Source organism: Streptomyces griseofuscus (assembly GCF_014673495.1).
GTDB lineage: Bacteria > Actinomycetota > Actinomycetes > Streptomycetales > Streptomycetaceae > Streptomyces > Streptomyces murinus.
On sequence record NZ_CP051007.1, the window covers coordinates 21458 to 43156 of the forward strand.

General features: G+C 72.1%; 11 protein-coding genes. 4 read left to right on the top strand and 7 right to left on the bottom strand.

What is annotated here, in order from left to right; all coding sequences use genetic code 11:
* Positions 1-5 precede the first annotated feature (5 nt).
* From HEP81_RS39295 to HEP81_RS39315, 5 genes are all read right to left on the bottom strand, one after another.
* Positions 6-1322: an FAD-dependent oxidoreductase gene (locus tag HEP81_RS39295; RefSeq protein WP_051850692.1), complete on the bottom strand. Its 1317-nt coding sequence runs from the start codon at positions 1320-1322 to the stop codon at positions 6-8.
* Complete coding sequence (locus HEP81_RS39300; protein ID WP_190276117.1) at positions 1322-2203, bottom strand: ACP S-malonyltransferase; 882 nt, start codon at positions 2201-2203, stop codon at positions 1322-1324. The genes HEP81_RS39295 and HEP81_RS39300 overlap by 1 nt, the downstream gene beginning before the upstream one ends.
* Positions 2204-2214: 11 nt before the next feature.
* Positions 2215-7713 carry a beta-ketoacyl synthase N-terminal-like domain-containing protein gene (locus HEP81_RS39305; protein WP_243279862.1) on the bottom strand — a complete coding sequence of 1833 codons (5499 nt, stop codon included), beginning with the start codon at positions 7711-7713 and terminating at the stop codon, positions 2215-2217.
* Positions 7714-7832: 119 nt separating this feature from the next.
* Complete coding sequence (locus HEP81_RS39310) at positions 7833-8663, bottom strand: polyketide synthase dehydratase domain-containing protein (RefSeq protein WP_037663527.1); 831 nt, start codon at positions 8661-8663, stop codon at positions 7833-7835.
* Complete coding sequence (locus tag HEP81_RS39315) at positions 8660-13528, bottom strand: beta-ketoacyl synthase N-terminal-like domain-containing protein (RefSeq protein WP_078967760.1); 4869 nt, start codon at positions 13526-13528, stop codon at positions 8660-8662. Before HEP81_RS39315 ends, HEP81_RS39310 begins: the two co-directional genes overlap by 4 nt.
* A gap of 261 nt (positions 13529-13789) precedes the next feature.
* On the opposite strand from HEP81_RS39315, the gene HEP81_RS39320 reads away from it, so the two are divergent.
* Positions 13790-15289 (top strand): SDR family NAD(P)-dependent oxidoreductase, encoded by a 1500-nt coding sequence (locus tag HEP81_RS39320; RefSeq protein ID WP_037663524.1) that lies wholly within the window; start codon positions 13790-13792, stop codon positions 15287-15289.
* Positions 15290-15358: 69 nt separating this feature from the next.
* Here the strand turns inward: HEP81_RS39320 and HEP81_RS39325 are convergent, their stop codons facing one another.
* A complete protein-coding gene (locus HEP81_RS39325) occupies positions 15359-16624 on the bottom strand; it encodes an MFS transporter (protein WP_063755295.1) in 1266 nt (421 codons plus the stop codon).
* A gap of 343 nt (positions 16625-16967) precedes the next feature.
* Here HEP81_RS39325 and HEP81_RS39330 point away from each other — a divergent pair, with 343 nt between their 5' ends.
* The 3 genes from HEP81_RS39330 (at position 16968) to HEP81_RS39340 (ending at position 20632) form a co-directional block, all read left to right on the top strand.
* Positions 16968-17222 carry an acyl carrier protein gene (locus tag HEP81_RS39330; protein ID WP_011113102.1) on the top strand — a complete coding sequence of 85 codons (255 nt, stop codon included), beginning with the start codon at positions 16968-16970 and terminating at the stop codon, positions 17220-17222.
* On the top strand, positions 17219-18841 hold the full coding sequence (locus HEP81_RS39335; protein WP_037663522.1) for an HAD-IIIC family phosphatase: 1623 nt from the start codon (positions 17219-17221) through the stop codon (positions 18839-18841). Before HEP81_RS39330 ends, HEP81_RS39335 begins: the two co-directional genes overlap by 4 nt.
* A 159-nt stretch (positions 18842-19000) precedes the next feature.
* Positions 19001-20632 carry an outer membrane protein assembly factor BamB family protein gene (locus HEP81_RS39340; protein ID WP_051850689.1) on the top strand — a complete coding sequence of 544 codons (1632 nt, stop codon included), beginning with the start codon at positions 19001-19003 and terminating at the stop codon, positions 20630-20632.
* A 73-nt stretch (positions 20633-20705) separates the two neighbouring features.
* On the opposite strand, the gene rfbB is transcribed toward HEP81_RS39340, so the two are convergent.
* The gene (gene rfbB / locus HEP81_RS39345; RefSeq protein WP_037663520.1) at positions 20706-21692 is read right to left on the bottom strand and encodes a dTDP-glucose 4,6-dehydratase; all 987 of its coding nucleotides are present in this window, start codon (positions 21690-21692) and stop codon (positions 20706-20708) included.
* Positions 21693-21699 lie beyond the last annotated feature (7 nt).

Here is a 21699-nt window from a genome sequence, read left to right on the forward strand (position 1 = left end):
CTGGCTCACACGCCCATGAATTCCTTGATGCCGCGGAACTGCGCGGCGGCGGGGGCGTCGTCCGGGAAGGGGTGCGGGACACCCAGCCGGTCCGCGATCACCATGCCGGAGACGATCGCTCCCTCGTGGCCGGTGACGCTGGTGTCGGTGCCGCAGAACCAGAGGCCGTTCAGACCCTGGATCTCGTGCAGCCGCTTCTTGCGGCGCACGTCCACCGGCCGGAGCTGGGGGAGCTTCCACTCGCGGCGGACGATGACCCGCTCGGGGTCGACGTCCTCCTGCGGGTCGAAGGTGATCAGGATGGGCGAGGAGACCTTCCGGTAGGGGTGGAGCACGTTGCAGTTGCGGGTCAGGCTGCCCATCTGCTCCTCGGCGCGGGCGAGTTCGAAGCCCTCCGGCATCCGGAACTGGCAGTAGGCGCCGCCGCCGGCCGGGCTCAGCCAGCTCTCGTCCTGGTGCAGCACGCTCTCGACCGGCACGTAGGCGAAGTCCCCGAGCAGGTCCCGGTACTGCTGGTCGGAGGTGCGCAGCAGCCGCAGCGTCACGTCCGCGTGCGTGGCGAACACGACCTGGTCGAAGTGGTGCTCCTGCCCGCCGGCCAGCACGGTCACCCCGGACTGCGTCGGTACGACGGCCTCGACGGGCGTGTTCAGGCGGACCCGCTCGCCCAGGTCGCTCTCGATCCTGGCCAGGTAGGAGTGGATTCCGCCCTGCGCCTTGCGCCAGTACCCGGCGGAGAAGAAGGAGAGCAGGTTCATGCTGAACGACAGCGCGACGTACATGAGGTTGTAGTCGAGCGACGGCGCGTGGCAGCCCGAGTAGATGCTCAGGATGGGGTTCATCGCCTTGTACTTGAAGCTCTTGGAGTACCCGTGCTTGTCCAGGTACTCGCCGATGCTCATCTGCTTGTACGAGTCGTCGCCCGAGGTGGGCAGCTGGTTCATCTCCTGGTGGAACCGGTCGAACTCCTCGTGCAGTTCCTCGCGCAGCTCGCCGAGGAAGTCGAGGTTGTTCCACGACTGCTGCTCGCCGGGGAAGTCCACGTGCACCGAGGACGGGGCGACATAGGTGCCGATGCCGAAGTCGGTCAGCAGCCGGAACAGGTTGGGCGAGAGCTTCTCGTTGAAGTGTTCCACGCCCATGTCGACGTGGAGGGTGCCCTGGTCCGTCTCGACCGGGTGGCTGTAGGCGTGGCCGCCCAGGTACTCGTCCGCCTCGAAGAGGGTGACGTCGTGCCTGCGGGCCAGCAGCCAGGCCGCGACGGACCCGGAGCCGCCGCCGCCGACAACGGCGATCCTGCTTTTTGCTTCTACCACGGTCATCACTTCCTGGGCTCGGCCTGCGGCGAGGGTTCGTCGCCGAGGATCTCTGCGCTCAATTTGGTCAGCACCCGGCCGGGACCGACCTCGTCGAAGGTCTTGTGTCCGGTACGGGACAGATGGGTCACGGTCTGCCACCACCGCACCGGTTTGACGAGCTGGAAGACCATCTCCTCCAGCAGGTGACGGGCTCCCAGCGTCCGGCCGCTCGTCGTGGAGACGACGGGCTTGGTGGGCGGCGTGAACGTGCGGTCCCGCAGGAACTGCGCGAACCGGAGCCGGGCCGGCTCCATGTGGCGGGAGTGGAAGGCCCCGCTGACCGGCAGCCACACACAGCGGTGGCCGGTCTCCTCCAGCCGCGGCACCAGCTCCTCCAGGCGCGGCTTCAGGGCGCTGAGCACGACCTGCTCCGGGCTGTTGTAGTTGGCCACGTCCACGTCGAAGAACTCCAGCCGGGCGAGGTGGTCGTCGATCTCGCTCGCCCGCGGTCCGAGGACCGCCACCATCGCCCCGTCCCGCGCCTCCTGCATCAGGGCGCCGCGCCGGGAGACGATCTCCAGTCCCTCGAAGAGGTCGAAGACGCCGGCCGCGAAGAGAGCCGGGTACAGCCCGAGGCTGTGGCCCGTCAGGCAGCGCACCTGCTCCGCGCCGTGCTCCTCGGCGTACGCCAGGTACATCAGGCAGCTGACGAAATAGACCGCCTCCTGGGTGCGGGAGGTCTCGTTGTGCCGTCCGTCCGGGTCCTTCAGGCACAGCTCGCGCAGCGAGTGGCCGACGATCTCGTCGGCCCTGTCGCACAGCTGCGGATAGGCGTCGAACACCTCCTTGCCCATGCCGATGCGCTGCGAGCCCTGTCCGGGGAACATCACGACATCGCCGGCCATCGCCGCCCCCCTCAGTTCAGTTCGAGGACGGTGAACGGCGCGGCGGCCGGCGCGGGCGCCTGGGCGCCGTGCCGGGTCGCCGCCGGGGCGCTGCCGTCGATCGCCACGGACACCGCTTCCTCCAGGGCCACGAGGACGTCGCCGTTCTCGTCGGTGAAGAAGAAGTCGTAGGTGCGGGTCCTCGGGGAGGAGCCGCCCGGCCGGGTCACGCAGTGGCAGTACACCGCCTCGGTGCGCGGGGCCCGGACCACGGTCAGCCGGCCCAGGTGGCAGGGGACGAACACCGGGGCGTCCGGCGTCCGTTCGGCCGCCAGCAGGATGGACAGCTGCATTCCGCAGTCCAGCAGCGCGGGCGACAGGCCGTACCCCCAGTCGTGGTCCACGTGGAGGAAGGCCCGTACCGTGTCCGGTCCGACCTCGGCCCAGCGCACACCGCGCAGCGGTTCGCCGTAGTCGTAGCCGAGCCGCCGGAAGGCGTCGTAGATCTCCGTCCTGGACTGCCTGCGCGTGGCGGCGGGCAGGTCGGGCGGGTTCCCGACCGGTGTGGGCGCCCCTGCCTCGGCGGTGCAGTACACGTCGCCGGTGACGCGGTCGACGAGCGACATCTCGCCGCCGCGCTCGCGGACTTCGAGGGCACCGGGGTCGGTGATCGGCTTCTGCCACAGCACGTTGCCCAGCGCCCGGCCCTCCGCCCGGTCGGCGAGGACGGCGAGCGTCCAGGCCGCCGGCGCCATGGCCACGCCGTCGATCCGGTGGGCGGACACCAGCGTGGCGAGGGAACGGAAGCCGGACTCCGCGGAGTCGACCCAGTGGCGGTGGCGCAGGAACGGGTAGGCGGGCAGTTCGACGGGGGTGGTCCTCGGGTAGTAGCGGTCCCAGTCCGGGGTGCCGCCGGACTCGTACAGGGCCGCGATGTCCTCGGCCGTGCGGGAGGTCAGTTCCGCCGCCGCCGGTGCCGGCGCGGTCCGGCGCCGGGGCCGGCGCGGCAGGTCCCGCTCCAGGGCGCGGACCAGCTCGTCCTGGTCGCGGCAGACGATCGCGACGCGGTGCGCGAAGCTGTCGCGGCAGCACGCGAGCGTGTAGGCCAGGGCGTCCATGTCCACGCGCCGCCCGCTCAGCCACTCCCGCAGCCCGTCCATGGCCAACTGGAGCCCCGCGGCGGTGTGGTGGGAGAGCGGGATGACGTAGCGGTCCCGCCGCGGGGTGGCGTTCGCCGCGGGCGCGGGGGGCTCGGGCACTCCGCGCAGGACGACGTGGGCGTTGGCCCCGCCCGCGCCGTAGGAGCTGACGGCGGACACCAGGGGGAGGTCCGCGGGCCAGCGCTCGGTCCGTGCGGCGAGCGTGAACGGGGTGGCGTCGAAGTCCAGGTGCGGGTTGGGGGGCTCCGCGTGCAGCGAGGGCACCAGGGAGCCGTGGCGCATCTGGAGCACCGCCTTGAGCACCCCGCTCAGGCCGGCCGCCGACTCCAGGTGGCCGATGTTGGACTTCACCGAGCCCAGCCGGATGCGGCCGGTGCCGGCCGCCGCGTAGGCCTTGGCCAGGGACCGCAGCTCGATGGGGTCGCCCAGCGCGGTGCCGGTGCCGTGGGCCTCGACGTACCCCACTTCCTCGGGAGAGGTCCGGGCCGCGGCGAGGGCCTTGGCGACGAGCGCGGACTGGGCCTCGGGATTGGGCGCGGTGTAGCCGTTCGCCCGGCCGCCCGCGTTGACCGCCGAACCGCTGATGACCGCGTAGACCCGGTCGCCGTCGCGCAGGGCGTCCTCGGCGGGCCTGAGCATCAGGCTGATGACGCCCTCGCCGTCCACGAAGCCGTCGGCTCCGGAGCCGAAGGGACGGCACTCCCCGGCGCGCGAGAGCATCTCCAGCCCGCACAGGAGCTGGTACTGGCGGGGGTGCGTGATGAGGTTGACGCCGCTGACGACGGCGCGGTCGCACTCGCCGGTGCGCAGCGACTGGCAGGCGAGGTGCAGCGCGGTCAGGGACGCCGAGCACGCGGTGTCGACGGCCATGCTGGGCCCGTGCCAGTCGAAGTGGTACGAGGCGCGGTTGGCCATCGACCAGAACGCCGAGGTGGGTGGCTGCGCACCGGGCTCGGTGGTCGTGTGCCAGGCGTATCCGCCGTTCATGACGCCGACGAACACTCCCGTGTCGCTGCCGGCGAGCCTGGCCCGGCTGTAGCCGGCGTCCAGCATCGCCAGGTAGGTCTGCTCCAGGACGAGGCGTTCCTGGGGGTCCATGCGGGCCGCATCGTGCGGGGTGAGGCCGAAGAAGGTGTGGTCGAAGGCGTCGATGTCGTCGACGAAGGCACCGCGGTCGGTGTACGACAGGGGTGCGGCGCCGTCCGTCAGGCGGGTGGCGAAGCGCTCCGGGGGCACGGTGGAGGTGCAGTCCAGGCCGTCGAGCAGGTTCTCCCAGAACTGCCGGACGTCCGACGCCTGCGGCAGCCGCGCGGCGATGCCGACGACGGCGATGTCGCCGGGGCGCGGCGCGAACTCGCCCTGGTTCAGGGCGGTCTGCCCGGCCGGCGCGGTGGCCTCGGTCTGCTCCGGCCGTACCGGCTCCTCGGCAGTGGCGGTGGCGGCGGTGGCGCCGAAGGACTCGGCCACCGCGTCGGCGTACTCGGTGACCAGGAACTCCACCAGCCGATCCACCGTCGGATACTCGAACCACACCGTCGCGGGCACATACCCCACCCGCTCACGCAACGGCTTCAGCAACTCCATCGAGATCAGCGAATCGATCCCCATGTCACGGAACGGCCGGTCGCACTCCACCTCCGACACATCCAGCCGCATCGTCCCCGCGATCACCTCACGCACGAACCCCTCCACCGCACCCCGCACACCGACGGCCCCCGCCGCCTCGGAAGCCGGGACGGCGGCGGTGGCGGTGGCAGTGGCGGCGCCGAAGGACTCGGCCACCGCGTCGGCGTACTCGGTGACCAGGAACTCCACCAGCCGATCCACCGTCGGATACTCGAACCACACCGTCGCGGGCACATACCCCACCCGCTCACGCAACGGCTTCAGCAACTCCATCGAGATCAGCGAATCGATCCCCATGTCACGGAACGGCCGGTCGCACTCCACCTCCGACACATCCAGCCGCATCGTCCCCGCGATCACCTCACGCACGAACCCCTCCACCGCACCCCGCACACCGACGGCCCCCGCCGCCTCGGGAGCCGGGACGGCGGCGGACGGCTCGTCCGCCGGGCCGGCCAGCGCGACCAGGACCTGCTGGCCGTCGCCGCCGTGGGGCCGCACCGCGCCGAAGCCGGCCTCGTGCATGAGCGAACGCCACTGGTCGCTGGAGAGCAGGGGGCTGTGCTCGATGCGGTACGGGTCGTTGCTGAGCCACCAGCCGTCGGTGAGGCCGAAGGTGAGCGTGGCGTAGTCCTGCCGTGCCGTGATCTCGTTGAGGACCAGGATCCCGCCCTCGCGCAGCGCCCTGCGCACGTTGCGCAGCGTGCCGGGGACGTTCGACGTCGCGTGCAGGACGTTGGTGGCGACGACGACGTCGAAGCGGCCGGTGTAGTCCTCGGGCGGGTTCTCGATGTCGCAGATCTCGTAGGTGAGGAACGGGTAGTCGGCGCCGAAGGCGTCCCGCGCCTTGTGCAGGAACGCGTAGGACAGGTCGGTGAAGTGATAGTCGACGCCGTGCGGGTCCAGCTCCGGCAGCACGAACCCGGTGGTGCTGCCGGTGCCGGCGCCGATCTCCAGGACGCGCAGCGGGCGCCCCGCCGAGCGGCGCTGGTAGGCGGCGACCACGCGGGCGCAGATCCGGTTGAAGTAGTCGGCGATGGGGTTGCTCTGGTAGACGGGCGCGACCAGTTCGAAGGACCCGTCGGGAAAGAGCACCTCCACCGCGTCGGTGGCGCCGCTCAGCACGTCCGGCAGGTGTTTCAGGCACCGGTCGAGCAGCTTGCAGTGGCCCTCCAGCTCCGGGTACCGGCGCAGGAGTTCGTCCAGCGGCAGGGAGTGCGCCGGCGGCATGGCCGCGATGGCCTCCCGCAGCTTGGCGTATTTGGCGATCGCCGTCGCCGGCAGCGGCACCTGCGCCAGCCGCCACCGGGTGTACGCCTCCAGCCGCTCGGCGAGGTCCCGGTTGTGCGCGACGTCCGTGTCTTCGTCCCTGAAGGCCGGCACCACGTCGTCGAGGACGGTCGCGGAATCGGCGGACGACACCGTGGCGGCGGGCTTGTGCGGCGTGATTCCCATGCGCTCCAACGCCTCTTCCGTTCCTTTCACACAGGTGATCCGTCGGTGCTCGGACGCGAGGAACCGCTCGATGACGGCCAGCCCCTCGGCAGGCTCGATCGAGCCGATCCCCAGCCCTTCCATGCGCGCGCGGTACTCCGGTTTCGCGACGACGCCTATCCCGCCCCAGTAGCCCCAGTTGACGACCTTGGCGTCGATCAGCAGGGCGTGGTCGAGCAGGTCCGCGCAGGCGTCCTTGGCCACGCACGCGGCGGCGTAGTTGCCCTGCCCGGCGCTGGCGATGTAGGCCTGCACGGAGGAGAAGAAGAGACAGAAGTCGAGGTCCCGGCCGCGCAGCGCCTCGATCAGATGGCGGGTGCCGTGCAGCTTCGGGCGCAGTACGTCGTGCAGCACCCGCTCGCTCATGGTGGCGAGGGCGGAGTCCTCCAGCACCAGCGCGGAGTGCACCACGCCGTGGACGACCTCGTGGGCGTCGAGCGCGCGCTTGAGTGCCGGGCCGTCGGCCAGGTCGGCCTGGTGGTAGTGGACCGCGCGGGCACCCGCCTCGCGCAGGGCCTGCGCGGCCGGGGCGAAGTCCTCGGCCGGGCGGCGCCCGATGACGACCACCTCGGCCCGGTGGACGGCGGCCAGGTACTCGGCGAGCAGCCCGCCCAGTCCGCCGGTGCCGCCCACGATGACGTACGTGCCCCCGGTGCGGAACGCCGAGCGGGCGGGCCAGGCCGGGAGGGACGCCGGTTCCATGGACGCGACGGCGTACTCGTCGCCGCGGACGCACACGGGCTTGTCCGGCACGGTCGGCAGGGGCCGCTCCAGGGCCTCGGACAGCGCGGCCGCGGTGAGGTCCGCGAGGCAGAAGCAGCGCACCGACCAGTCGGGCCGCTCCTTGGCGAGGGCCTGTGCCAGGCCGACGTACACGCCGTCCACCGGATGCGTGGCGGCGGTGAACAGCGGGCTGGGCACCGCCTTGTCGGTGAAGACGTCGAGGCGGACCCGCGGCCAGCGGTCGAGGGCGTGCACGAGGCCGAGGAACGCCGTGAGATCGGCGTCCCGGATGCCGTCGGCCCAGGAGGTGCGGCTGACGAACACCAGGTGCTCGTCGGCGGCCGGAGCGGCGGCGAGCGAGGCGATCGCCGCGTCGTCGAGCAGCAGCACCCTGCTGTCCGGGCACTGCTCCGTCAGCTCCTGGTGCAGCCGGTGCTGTCCGGGCGGCACCAGGAAGGTGCGCGGTCCGTCCCCGCCGGTGCGCGGCCGCTCCAGCCGGCCGTGCGTCCACTGCGGGGCGAACACCATCGAGTCCACGGCGGCACGGCGAACCAGCGGGACATCGGGGCGCGCTGTACCGGACGCGGAATCTCCGCTTCGCCATTCGTTGCGACTCAACAAAATCCCCTATGCCTAGGACGCCGGATTCAAAGAGCGGGTTTCACACCGAGGTCGAATACCGACAGAAGCGGTTCGTAATCCTCGTCGAACAAGGTGAAGTTGGTCCTGAAGGGGGAGAGTTTTTCCGTCAGGACGAAAGCGGAACCGAGCGGAAAGCGCGTCGGCGCGTGAAAGACCATATGGCCCATGGAGAAGGGCATCAAGCTGTCACGGTGCTCTCCGATGGAGATCGCCATGCCGGACTGGAAGGCGCAGTCGAGAAGGTTGACCAGCCCGATCCGGGTGCCGTCGTTGTGCGAGAGCCAGGCGAGCGACCGCTGTCCGTGCCGCTGCACATAGCTGTTGCGGCGGAAATACGGGCCGTAGTCGATGCCCATGTTCGAGAATTCTTCGTAGATTTCCGCTCGGGTGAGATGGGACCGGGTGTGCGCGCAGATCTCGTCGCGTACCTCCAGTCCCACCGCGAGCGCGCGGTCCTGCGGTTCGAAAAGGAGGGTGCCCATGGCGCAGAGCGCGCCGCGGTTGGTGACGGTGTAGTCCGTCTCCCGAGCGCCGGGTGCGGTGCGGAAGGCGACGGACAGCTCGTCCAGCGGCTCGTCGCCGTAGACGGGACGCAGCCAGGCGGCGTCGCGGACGGCGAACGGCCGCGCGCCGGGGCGGACCCGGGCGGCCCCGCGCAGTGCCATCTCCAGGCAGGCGACGCCGGGCAGCACGCGCCGGCCCTGCACCAGGTGTTGAGCGAGGTAGGGGTGGCCGGTCTCGACCGGCACCCGGAAGGTGTCCGGTTCGCCGGTGTCGAGCAGCCGCGGCGGCTCCACCGCCGCCGGGCCGGCGGTCTGGTCGGCTCGGGTCGTCATGCCGTCCGCTCCTCGTCCGTGAACCACAGGTCCGTCTCCTCGAACGGGTAGCCGGGCAGCCGCAGCCGGCGGGGGGCGTCGGCGGCGAACAGGGCCTGCGTGTCGACCGGGCCGCCGGCCAGGAACCGGTCGCGGGCCGACTCGGGGGTCGCCTGCCACACGCCGCCTTCCCGCTCCGTGCGCGGCGCGTGGCGCGGTTCGCCGGCCGTGCGCAGTGCGCGCAGGAGTTCCTCGCCGGAGGACGGGCACCACGCCAGGCGGCACGGCAGGTGCTCCCGGCGGCACAGGGTGTACGAGAGGTCGAGCAGGTCGTGGTCCGAGAGCGGACCGGACCGCTCGACACGGTCGAGCAGCGCGGCCGTCAGACGGCGCAGCGCCTGCGGGGTGCGCGCCGACAGCGGGACCAGCCGGGGGCGCGGGGAGACCGGGCGCCGGGCGGCGCGGCCCGGCGGCGCGGACAGGACGACGTGCGCGTTGGACCCGCCGAAGCCGAAGGAGCTGATGCCCGCGACGAGTTCGCCGCCGTCCTCGCCCCAGGGGACCGTCTTGCGCACCGCCTCGAAGGGCCCCTCCTCCAGGGCGATGCCGGGGTTGGGGTCCTGGAAGTGCAGGTTGGCCGGCAGCGTCCGGTGTTCGAACGCCTTGACCACCTTGGTCAGGGAGGCGACGCCCGCGGCGGGCTCCAGGTGCCCGATGTGGGACTTGACCGCGCCGAGCCGGACCCGGCCGCCCGCGGACCGCGGCACCAGGTGCCGCCAGGCCCGCTTCAGCGCGTCGATCTCGATCGCGTCGCCCAGTGCCGTTCCGGTGCCGTGGGTCTCGATGTACCCGGTGCGGGCGGCGAGTTCGGGCGTGTAGGCGTCCAGGAGCAGGCGGTACTGGGCGTTGGGGTTGGGCGCGGTGAGCGAGTTGGCGCGGCCGCCGTGGTTCTCCGCCACGCTCTCGACGACCGCCCGGATGTCGTCGCCGTCGGCGAGCGCGTCCGCCAGCCGCTTGACCAGGAAGGTGCCGTAGCCCTCGCCGCGCACATAGCCGTCGGCGGCGGCGTCGAAGGTGGCGCAGCGGTGCTCCGGGGAGAGGAACCGCGCGGCGTGCAGTCCCTCGTTGATCTGGGAGTCGAGGATGAGGTTCACGCCGCCGACCAGGGCCGCGTCGCACACCCCGGCGCGCAGGTCGCGGCAGGCCCGGACCAGCGCCACCAGGGAACCGGAGCAGGCGGTGTCGAGGACCGCGGAGGGGCCGTGCCAGTCGAACCAGGAGGAGACGCGGTTGGCGATGAGGCTCAGCGAGTGCCCCACCAGCGAGTACGGGATCTGCCGGGCGTCCGCGCGGGCCTGGAGCAGCGCGTAGTCGTTGCCGGTGGCCGCGATGTAGCACCCGGTGCGCGAGCCGCTCAGGTCGGAGGGTGCGTACCCGGCGTCCTCCAGGGTGTGCCAGGCGGACTGGAGCAGCAGCCGCTGGCGGGGGTCCATCCAGCTCGCCTCGCGTGGCGAGATGGAGAAGAACCTGGCGTCGAATCCCCTGACGCCGGGGAGGAATCCGGCGAACTCGCCGGGCAGGCCGCGCCCGGCCGGTGCGGGTGTGACGCAGTCCCTGCCGTCGAGCAGGGTCTGCCAGAACGCGTCGGGGTCCGGGCCGCCGGGCAGGACCGCCGAGAGGCCGACGATGGCCAGCCGGCCGTCGGCGCCGGGCCGGCCGTCGGCCGGTCCCGGTCGCGGCGCGGTGGCCGGCCGGGCCTCCGGCCGTTCCCCGGTCCGCCCCTCGGACAGCCGTGCGACGGTCTCGGCGACGTTGCGCAGGGTGTTCATCCGGTAGAAGTCGTGCGCGTGGACGGTGATCCCGTACCGCTCGCCGATCCGCGCGGCGAGGATGTTGTAGCCGAGCGAGGTGACGCCCTGGTAGCCCAGGGGCCGGTCGGCGTCCGGCTCCGGCAGGCCCAGTTCGGCGGCGACGAGCCGGCGCAGCTCGCCGAGGAGGTCCGGCCCGTCCGCCGCACCCGTGTCCGGGCCGCCCGCCGCGCCGGTGTCCACCGCGGCGCGCGCCGCGTCGGCCGGCCGCTCGGACGCCTCGTCCTGCGGGTACAGGTCCAGCGCGGACAGGGGGGCCTCGCTCAGCTTTCTGACGTCGGTCTTGCCGTTGGCCGTCAGCGGGATCCGGGTCAGCCGGTGCACGGCCTGCGGCACCATGTAGTACGGCAGGGTGTCCCGCAGGCGTTCCCGGACGGCGGCGGCGTCGAAGCTCTCGCCGGCCGGCAGCCACACGAAGCAGCGCAGGTGCGGCTCGGGTTCGGGCCGTACGACGGCGACGACGGTCGCGGACGGCACCCGTGCCGTCACCGCGGCGGCCACCTCGTCCAGTTCGATCCGGTGGCCGTTGACCTTGCGCTGGCCGTCCTTGCGCGAGACGTAGGTGACACGCGCGGGGCCCTCGTAGCGGACCAGGTCGCCGGTCCGGTAGGACGGCGTTCCGTCGGGCAGGCTGCCGAAGGCCGTCGCCGGGGCGTTGAGGTACCCCTGGGCCACACAGTCGCCGGCGATCATCAGCTCGCCCGCCATGCCGGGTGCCACGGAGCGGCCGTCGGCGTCCACGACGTAGAACCGGGTGCCCAGCGCGGGCTCCCCCAGGTGAATGTGGCCCGCGCCGGTCACGCGCTGCCAGCTCGCCCAGATGGTCGCCTCGGTCGGGCCGTACATGTTGTAGACGGCCGCGCTCTGGCTCAGCAGGTACTCCGCGAGGTCGCGGTCCAGCGCCTCCCCGCCGCACAGCAGGGTCATGGGCTGCCGGGCCCGCCAGCCGGCCGCCTTCAGGATGCGCCAGGTGGAGGGGGTGGCCTGGACGACGGTGGCGCCGGCGGCGTCGATGTGCTCGGCCAGCAGGGCCCCGCTGCTCCTGGTCTCGTCGGAGAGCATCCGCAGGCGCGCGCCGCACAGCAGCGGCAGCAGGATCTCCAGCAGGGAGATGTCGAAGCCGATCGGGGTCAGGGCCACGATGCGGTCGTCCGGGCCCATCGAGGGGTCCTGGCGCACGGAGTGCAGGAAGTTGGCGAGGTTGCCCTCGCTCACCGCCACGCCCTTGGGGTTCCCGGTCGAGCCCGAGGTGAACATCACGTAGGCGGTGCGGTCGCCGTCGGCCGGGGTGGAGGGCCGGATGCCGGCACGGTGCGGGCCGGCGGACGGGGCGGGTGCGCCGTCCACCTCCCGCCTGGGTATGCCGGGGAACAGCCGCGCCGCCCGGTCACGGGTCGCCGCGTCCACCAGGATGACGCCCGGTTCCGCGGCCGCGGCCATGTACGCGAGTCGGGCGTCCGGCAGTCGGGGGTCCATCGGTACGAACGTCCGCCGCAGCGCCAGCGCGGTCAGATAGGCGACGGGGATCGCCGCCGAGCGCTCAAGGAACACGCCGACGGGCGCCGTGCCGGGCCGGGCCGGGGTGGCGTCGCCAAAGAGGTCCTGGCCGAGCCGGTGTGCGGCGTCGAGCAGTTCGCCGTAGGTGAGCGAGCGGTGGTCGTCCACGACGGCCACCCGGTCCGGGTTCTGCCGGGCGGTCCGGACCAGCGCCGCGCCCAGGCCCTCGCCGGTCCCGGCGGCCGGGACCGCCCCCTCGGCCACCGGCTCCAGGGGGCGCGACAGGTCGCACTGTGCCGTGGGGCGGTGCGGATCGGCGGCCACGAACCGGGCCATGCGCAGGAAGTTGGCCGCCAGCGCGGACAGGGCCTCGGGCGAGAGCACGTGCGTGGCGGAGTCGAAGGAGAGGTGGATGCCCTGCTCGTCGGAGCTGAAGTTGACGCTCAGGTCGCTGGAGCTGCCGGTGTCGGGCTTGCGGACCCAGGAGACGTCCAGCCCGCTCAGCCGCGGAACCGTGGTCGGCAGCATCGCCGAGGACGCGTTCACCACGAGGTTGAGCGCGCTGCCGCCCTGGTCCACCGTGCGGCCGTGCTCGCCCGCGGCCAGGGCGAGCAGATCGGACACCGGGAAGCCCTGGTGGTCCCGGAGGTTCTCGCGCTGGGCGCGCACCTGCTCCAGCAGCGACAGCGCGTCTCGCTCCGCCCGGACGTCCAGCCACAGCGGCAGCAGATTGGTGTGGCAGCCGTACGGGGCTCCGTACGGCCGGGTGTCCACGGTGTGCGCGACGACGACGCCGCGCTCGTCGTCGTCGCCGTAGGCGTGCACGAGCGCGCCGGTGACGCCCACCACGAACTGCAGCAGGCTCAGCTCGTGCCGGCGCAGGAACCGGTGGATGTCCTCGGCCTGGTCGCCGGTGATCGTCTCCTTGACCGAGATGCGCCGGCCGTCGCGCCGGGGCTCCGCGGCGGAGAAGGGCAGCGGCTGGTGCAGGGGGCGGCCGGCCAGCATCGAACGCCAGTAGGCGGCGTCCGCGCCGTCGCCGGAGCGCGGCGCCGCGCCGAACTGCCTTTCGAGCACCGGGGTTTCGCCCTCCCAGCAGGCGCTGAGCGCGGCGCAGAACGGCGCGTAGCAGCCGCCGTCGAACACCACGTGGCTGAAGTCCAGGCGGAGCAGCAGCTTCTGCGGGGACACCCGGCAGTACCGGAAGCGGAACAGCTCCTGTCCGGTGGGGTCGATGCCACCGGAGTCGAGGAGCACGTCCTGCCGCTCGCACCGCCGCAATATCCGCCGGGGCAGCGGACGACTCTTCGCGATCAGTTCCCCGCCGACTTCGGTTAAATAGTCGAGAAGGCGCGGGAAAGCCGTGGAAACCACTTCCCGAAGTGCGTCTTCGAGCCGGTCGGTGTCGACTTCTCCGGTCAGCGCGTACACATAGCCGACGGTGAGTCCCGGATCATCGGGATTCCGCTGGTACCGATACCATTGAAAGCGCTCGTAGGCGCTTGCCTGACGCTCCGTCATGCAGACACAGACCTTTCAACCGCCGAGGCCACCGAATAATTGGTACACCGCTCCGGTGCATCTGCACTCGAATCCCGGTAGATCTTGCGGGCGGGCGCCCCACCGCGCCCATAATGCCGTGCGGGAATCCGCCGTCACCAGCATGCACGGGAGCCCTCGCGCCGTGCGGTGTTCAACTGCGGCCGTTCCTCGATTGAACACCCGCGAATGCAGCGGTACTCAAGCGTCCGGTCTTGCGGACATCCCATCGGAGGTATCCACGTGCTGCTCTCGGAAGACGACGTGGCGCTGTTCGCGCGGGTGAGCGGCGATCACAACGCGCTGCACTGCCGGCCCGATTACGCCCGCGGCACGCCCTTCGGCCGGACGGTCGCCCACGGCGTCCTCGCCGCCCTGGGGACGCTGGAGGAACAGGCGCCCGAGGGCGCGGGCGCGGGCGGGATCGAGGTCGACTTCGGCAACCCCGTCTTCCCCGGCGTGCGTTATCGCTCCGAGGCGCTCGGCGGCGTTCGGGCCGGCGCGGGCCGCCGGCTGCTCGACGGGGACCGCGCCTGCCTGACGGTACGCGTGCGCCCCGGCACCCCGCCGGACGTGGAGCCGCTGCCCGCGCCGCCGGTGCGCACGGCACCCCGGCACACCATCGGGGAACTGCCGCCGGGCACCACGGTGTCCGGCACGTACGGCCCGGACGGGCTGGACGCGCTGTGCGACCGGTTCCCGGTCGCCTCCCGGCTGCTCGGGCGGCTGCCCCTGGCCTGTCTGCTGTGGTCGAGCCACCTCGCCGGGATGCGTCTGCCGGGTGAGAACTGCCTGCTCGGCCGGGTGGCGCTGGACTTCCGGCCGGTGGCCGTCAGCGGCCCCGCGCGCCTGTCGTACACCGCCCGCGTGGTCCATGCCGACCCCCGCTTCGGGCTGCTGACGATCGCCGGGGAGGTCTCGGCGGACGGCGTGGTCGTGGCCGTGGCCGAGATCGAGGCGATGGTCCGCGAGCCCGCTCCGCTGGCCACCGCGGCCGCGCTGGGCGCGCATCTGAGCCCGTCCACCCGGCTGCGGGGTACCTCGGCCGTCGTCGTCGGGGGCAGCCGCGGACTCGGCGCGGCGCTCTCCCTGGCCCTGGTGTCGCAGGGATGCGAGGTCTTCGTCGGGCACCGGAGCACGCTGCCGCAGAGCCTGCTGGACGACGCCGGCCGGCTGCCGGGGCTGCTGCGCTCCGCGCCCGGAGACGCCGCGGACCCGCGCTGGAGCGACGGACTGCGCGCCCGCGCCGAACAGAAGTGCGGCGGGCTCGACTTCCTGGTGTGCAGCGCGGCGCCGCCGCTGCGCACCCTCGGCCTGGCCGCCACCGACCTGGACCGCATGGACGCGTTCCTGACCGGTTCGCTGCGGCTGGTCAGCGCGCCCCTGGCGGGGCTGCTCCCGCTCCTGCGGCCGGGGCGGAGCAGTTGCCTGGTGGTCTCCTCGGCCGCCCTGCGCGAGCCGCCCCGCGACTGGCCGCACTACGTCGCGGCCAAGTCCGCCGTCGAGGGCCTGGTGCACTGGGCGGCCCGGCACCATCCCGGCGTGGGGTTCCTCCTCGCGCGGCCGGGGATGCTGTGGACCGAGCAGACGAACTCGCCCAGCGCGCGGGAGACGGCCGGCCCGGTGGAACCGGTGGCGGCGCGGCTGGTGCGCCGCCTGCTGGACCCGCCGCCGACCTCCCCGGTCCCCGAACTGATCGCCCTGCCCGCCGAGCCCGTCGCAGCGGGGCCGGGTGTTCTGTAAGGCGGCGCCACGAGGCCCGGTGCCGCTTGCGGCACCGGGCCTCGTGGCGCCGGCGGCCGGCGGGGGACGTCAGAGTGCGGAGGTCCGGTCCGGGTCGTCCGCGTTCTCCTCCTGCGCCTCCTTGGCGGAACCGCCGGCGCTCCGGCCCGCCACGGCGGACAGCACGAAGGCGAGGAAGGCGAAGGCCGCGGCGGAGAAGACGGGCACCGAGTTGGAGCCGCTGACGGCGCCGAAGACGACGCCGGACGCGCCCGCGGAGATGGCCGCGATGGCACCGGCCGTGCCCATGACGGAGCCCTGGTGGCTGTCGTCGACGGCACCCGACATCATGCCCACCAGACCGCTGTAGGAGATGCCGTAGGTGGCCGCGCCGACCAGGCACAGCACGTAGAGCACGGCCTTCGAGCCGGTCAGCGCGGTGCCGGCGATGCAGACGGTCATCACCGCCAGCGCTCCGGCCACCGCGATGCGCGGCTTGAGGTACTTCATCGACAGCGGCACGAGCGACAGGAAGGCCGCCGCGAGGCCCACGCCGACCACCGAGATGAGGTTGGTGACCGCGCGCTGGTCGAAGCCCTGGTTCGCCGTCAGGTACAGGCCGATGAACTGGAAGAAGGCCGTCCAGCCCAGGGACATCAGGAGCAGGGCGCCGCAGAGCACCCGGACGCCGGGGAAGGTGAAGGACTCCATCAGGTGTTTGACCGGGTTCGGGAAGGCCATGCGCCCGGCGGGCCGGGGGGCCGGCTCCTCGCGGTAGGTCAGCAGCAGGATCAGCAGGTTGAGCACGGTGACACCGGCGACGAAGACGAACGGCGTCCGGAGGCTGAACCAGGAGACCAGGCTGGAGTCGCTGAGGTATCCGCCGATGAGCGGGCCCACCACGTACCCGGTGGAGACGCAGAACATGATCAGGCCGATGACGTTCACCCGGCGTTCCTTCGGCGTCACGTCCAGGATGGCCGCCTGGGCGACCGGCAGGCTGCCGGAGAACAGGCCGCCGACCACCCGGCCGACGACGAACAGGGTGACGTCCCGGCGCACCAGCGCGGTGATCGTCAGCGCGTAGCCCAGGGCCAGCCCCAGCAGACACAGCGTCAGCGTCTTCTTGCGGCGGAAGTGGTCCGACAGCGAGCCCAGCAGCGGGGCACCGAGGAACATCGCCAGCGAATAGCTTCCGATGGCGAGCCCGTAAAACAGGTCGCGCGTACTGGTTTCAGCGCTCCGCATGATGCCGATATGGGCGTCGTAGGAGATGGGAATCAGCACCGGAATGATGAGGCTGACACTCAGGTTGTCGATCAGGATGATGAAGTAAAGGGGGATGAGACTGGCCAACCCGTTTTTACGCATGATTGCTTTCTCGACTCCTGGCAGACCGGTGGGGGGTAAACGACCGCGGGCGGGCATCCTAACGCACCTGGAATCGCGCGGGGTTGACGGATTGTGCCGTCGGCGCCCGATCAACCGGCGCTCCAGCGAACGTACTTGACCGACCGCGACCGCCATCGTGCACGCTACACCGAAGAACTCGAACAGGTACGATCCCGAATCCATCGCGCCGCGTCCGACGAGCGGCCTCCAGGCCTGTATCCGGCCATCGGATTTCGGCCGTCTGCCTGCTTCACATTTTCCGCCGTATGCGTTGGCCGGTCACGGCCGGAACGAGGGTGCTCTCGAGATGGAAGCGAACGAACTGAAGGCTGTGGAAGGCACGGTGCTGGAAGCCTGGTGTGGTGTCCTGGGCCTGGACACGGTCGACCCGGACGTCCCCTTCGCCGCGCTGGGCGGCGACTCGATGCGCGCCGTGCGCGTGCTGTCGCGGCTGTGGCGCGAACTGGGCGTGGAACTGCCCGTGCACGCGCTCGGCAACGACACCACCGCCGCCGAACTCGCCACGGCCGTCCACGCCCGCCTGAACGGCCAGGCCGCATGAGCGAGGCGAGGAGCGCGGGCGTCGCCCTCGCCGCGACCTTCACCTCGGACGGGCTCAGGGACGCCCTGGCCCGGCGGCTGCGGGAGAGCGGACGCGAGATCCAGGCGGCGCCGTACGGCCAGCTGGTGGAGCCGATGCTGGACCCGGACAGCGTGCTGCTGTCCCACGCCGGGGTGAACCTGCTGCTGGTGCGGGCCGAGGACCTGTACCGGGGCGCCGCGCACCCCTCGGCCGGCGACCGGCTGCTGGACGAGCTGCTCTCGGTACTGTCCGCCGCCCCCACCCGCAGCGCGGCCACCTGGCTGGTGGCGCTGACCCCGCCGTCGCCGGGCGCCCTCGCCGACCCGGCCGCCGCCCGGTGGATCGAGACCGCCGCCCGGCGGATCGCCGGGGCCGTCGAGCCGCTGCCCGGTATGCATCTCGTCCCGCTCGACGACCTCGCGGAGCGCTACGAGGTACCGGAGACGCACGACGAGTACGCCGACCGCATCGCCCATCTCCCCTACAGCGACGCGTACTTCGAGGCGCTGGCCGACTGGCTGGTGCGGCTGGCCGCCACCACCTGGCACCGGCCCCGCAAGGTCGTGGTGCTCGACTGCGACAACACCCTGTGGACCGGGGTGTGCGGCGAGGACGGACCGCTCGGGGTGGAGATCGGTCCGGGGCGGCGCAAGGTGCAGGAGTTCATGCTGGACCAGCGCGCCCGCGGAAAGCTGCTGTGCCTGTGCAGCCGCAACGAGGAGGCGGACGTGCGGGCCGTGTTCGCCGGCAACCCCGGCATGGCCCTGGCCATGGAGGACGTCACCGCCCACCGGATCGGCTGGCAGCCCAAGGCCCAGTACCTGGCCGAGCTCTCCGCCGAGCTGGGACTCGCGCTGAACTCGTTCGTCTTCGTGGACGACGACGCCGTCGAATGCGCCTCGGTGCGCGCGCAGCTGCCCGAGGTCGCCGTGGTGGAGCTGACCCGCGACGACGACGCGGCGGCGCGCCAACTGGCCCGCGAGACGGCCTTCGACCAGCTCACGGTGACCGACGAGGACCGGCTGCGGGCCGACTGGTACGGAGCCGAGCCGCAGCGCCGGGAGCTGGAGCGGTCGGTCGCGGACTACGAGGAGTTCCTGGCCCGCTGCGCCATCGAGGTCACGATGACCCGGCTGACCGACGCCGCGCTGGACCGGGCCGCCCAACTGACCTCCCGCACCACGCAGTTCACCCTCGCGGGCACCGCCTTCACGGTGCCCGAGCTGCGGCGGCTGCTCGACGAGGGCGGACAGGGCTGGACGGTACGGGTCAGCGACGTCTTCGGCGACTACGGCACCGTCGGGCTCGTCCTGGCACGGGCCGACGGCGGCGTGCTCGACGTGCCCGTCTTCCTGCTCAGCTGCCGCGTCCTCAACCGCCAGGTGGAGACGCGCATGCTGCGGATGCTGGGCGAGAAGGCCCGCGCGGCCGGCTGCCGCACCATGCGGCTCCCCTACCGGCCCACCCGGCGCAACGCACCCGCGCGCCGGTTCCTCCAGCAGATCTCCGGCAGCGCCATCGGCGCCGAGGACGCCTGCGGCGTCGTCGAGGTGCGGGTCGCCGACTGGTGCGACGCACCCGTGACGGCCACACCCTGAGCGCGCTCCCCGCGCGCCCCATCACACGCGGCCGGCGATCCGGCCGGCCGGCCACTCCGGGGCGCACCGCGCCGCGGGCCGAGGTCCGGGAGCCCCGAGACGGCTCCCGGCCCCGTCCCGTGCCGGCCGCCCCCTACCGAGGGAACGAGGAATCACCCCATGAGCACCAGGACCAGTCCACGGTCCGCACCGCGGCCGAGGCCGTGGCGGCGGCTGGCCGCCGCGGCGGCCGGCTGCGCCGCCCTCCTGCTGGCCACGGTCACGCCCGCCGCCACCGGCGCCCCCGCCACCGGCGCCGGGCCCGCCGCGGCCCGGCGCGTGCCCGTGCAGCCCGAGTGGGCCAGCGCGGGGCAGAACAACCACAACACCCGCAACGCCGCCACCGAGCACACCATCGGCCCGCGGAACGTCGGCACGCTGGCGCCGAAGTGGGTCTTCACCGCCGACGGCGACATCTCCGCCACCCCCACCGTCGTACACGGCACCGTGTACGTGCCCGACTGGGGCGGCAAACTGTGGGCGGTCGACGCCGACAGCGGCAAGGCGGTCTGGTCGCACAGCATCGCCGACTACGACGGCGTCGAGGGACACATGTCCCGGACCAGCCCGGCGTACTGGCAGGGCAGCCTGTACCTCGGCACCGGCACGCTGACGACGACCGCGCTGAAAAGCGCGTACATCATCTCGGTCGACGCCAGGACCGGCGCGAAGCAGTGGATGACCAAGGTCGACGACGATCCGACGGCCGTCGTCACCTCCTCCCCCACGGTGGACGACGGGGTCGTCTACGTGGGCGTGTCCTCCAAGGCGTCGACCCTCCACGACGCGCCGGGATTCCGCGGCTCGGTGATGGCGCTCGACGCGCACACCGGCAAAATCCTGTGGAAGACCTACACCATCCCCGAGGGCTACACCGGCGCCTCCGTGTGGGGCAGCCAGCCCGTGGTCGACCACAAGACCGGCCTGGTGTTCGTCGGCACGGGCAACAACTACACCTCGCCGCCCGGAGTCTGCCTCAACCCGAAGCAGACCGACTGCACCCCGCCCGCCGAGGACGACCACTTCGACAGCGTGCTCGCGCTGGACCTGAAGACCGGCCGGATCAGGTGGTCGCACCACACGCTGACCGCCGACACCTGGATGATGTACCAGCAGAACCAGGCGCCCGACTTCGACTTCGGCTCCGCCCCGAACCTCTACACCACCGAGATCGACGGCAAGCCGAAGGAACTGCTCGGCATAGGCCAGAAGAGTGGCGTCTACTACACACTCGAACCGGCCACCGGCAAGGTCGTGTGGCAGACCCAGGTCGGTCCGGGCGGCGCGCTGGGCGGCATCCAGTGGGGCTCGGCCACCGACGGCAAGCGCATCTACGTCGGCATCGGCAACGGTGACCACCTGCCCTGGACCATCACCGCGGCCGACGGCACCAAGTCCACGGTGGACAGCGGCTTCTTCGCCGCGGTCGACGCCGCCACCGGCAAGATCGAGTGGCAGACCGCCGACCCGCAGGGCAAGGCCGGCAAGTGGCTGGACGACTCCTTCATCACCCATGCCAACGGCGTGATGTACGCGGGTTCCTCTGCCCCGAGCGGCACCAACATGTACGCGCTGGACGCCGACACCGGCAAGATCCTGTGGGACTACGCCAGCGGCGGCTCCGTCTGGGGCGGCGCGGCCGTGGTCGACGGCAGCGTGTACTGGGGCTCCGGCTACTACATCTCCAATGTGGGCGAGGGTCTGAGCGGCCACAACAACAAGCTCTACCGCTTCACCCCCGGCGGCCGCTGACCTGCGGCCCACGGCATGGGAAACGGCCCGGACAGCGACTGTCCGGGCCGTTTCGCGACCGTGTGCGGCGGCCTCAGACCGCGACCGCCGGCGTACGGCGCAGCGGCTTCCACCACTGCGGGTTGTCGCGGTACCACTCGACCGTGCGGGCCAGGCCGTCCCGGAAGGGGACGCGCGGGGCGTACCCCAGCTCCCGGATCCTGCTGTCGTCGACGCAGTAGCGGCGGTCGTGGCCCGGCCGGTCGGGCACGTGGACGATCCGCTCCGGATCGGCCCCGCACTCCGCCAGCAGCAGGCGGGTCAGTTCGAGGTTGGTCAGCTCCTCGCCGCCGCCGATGTTGTACGCCTGACCCGCCCTGCCCTTCTCCAGCACCAGCTGCACACCCCGGCAGTGGTCGTCCACGTGCAGCCAGTCCCGGACGTTCAGGCCGTCCCCGTACAGCGGCACCCGCTCGCCCTCCAGCAGGTTGGTCACGAACAGCGGGATGAGCTTCTCGGGGTACTGGCGGGGGCCGTAGTTGTTGCTGCACCGGGTCACGCTCACGTCCATCCCGTACGTACGGGCGTAGGCGCGCGCCAGGATGTCGGCCCCGGCCTTGGAGGCGGCGTAGGGCGAGTTCGCCAGCAGGGCGCAGTCCTCGGTCCAGGAGCCCGACTCGATCGATCCGTACACCTCGTCGGTGGAGATGTGCACGAACCGGGGCACCCGCGCGGCACGCGCCGCGGACAGCAGGGCCTGGGTGCCGAGGACGTTGGTGCGCACGAAGTCGTCCGCACCTGCGATCGAGCGGTCCACATGGCTCTCCGCGGCGAAGTTGACCACCGCGTCGTGCCCCGGCACGAGGTCGGCGAGCAGCTCCGTGTCGCAGATGTCGCCCTGCACGAAGGTCAGGTCCGGGTGGCCCCGCACCTCGGCGAGGTTGGCGGGATTGCCCGCGTAGGTGAGCTTGTCCAGTGCCGTGATCCGCACTTCGCCGGCCTCGCCGTAGGCTCCGGCGAGCACGTTGCGCACATAGGTCGACCCGATGAATCCGGCGGCGCCGGTGACGAGCAAACGCACGGGCTTC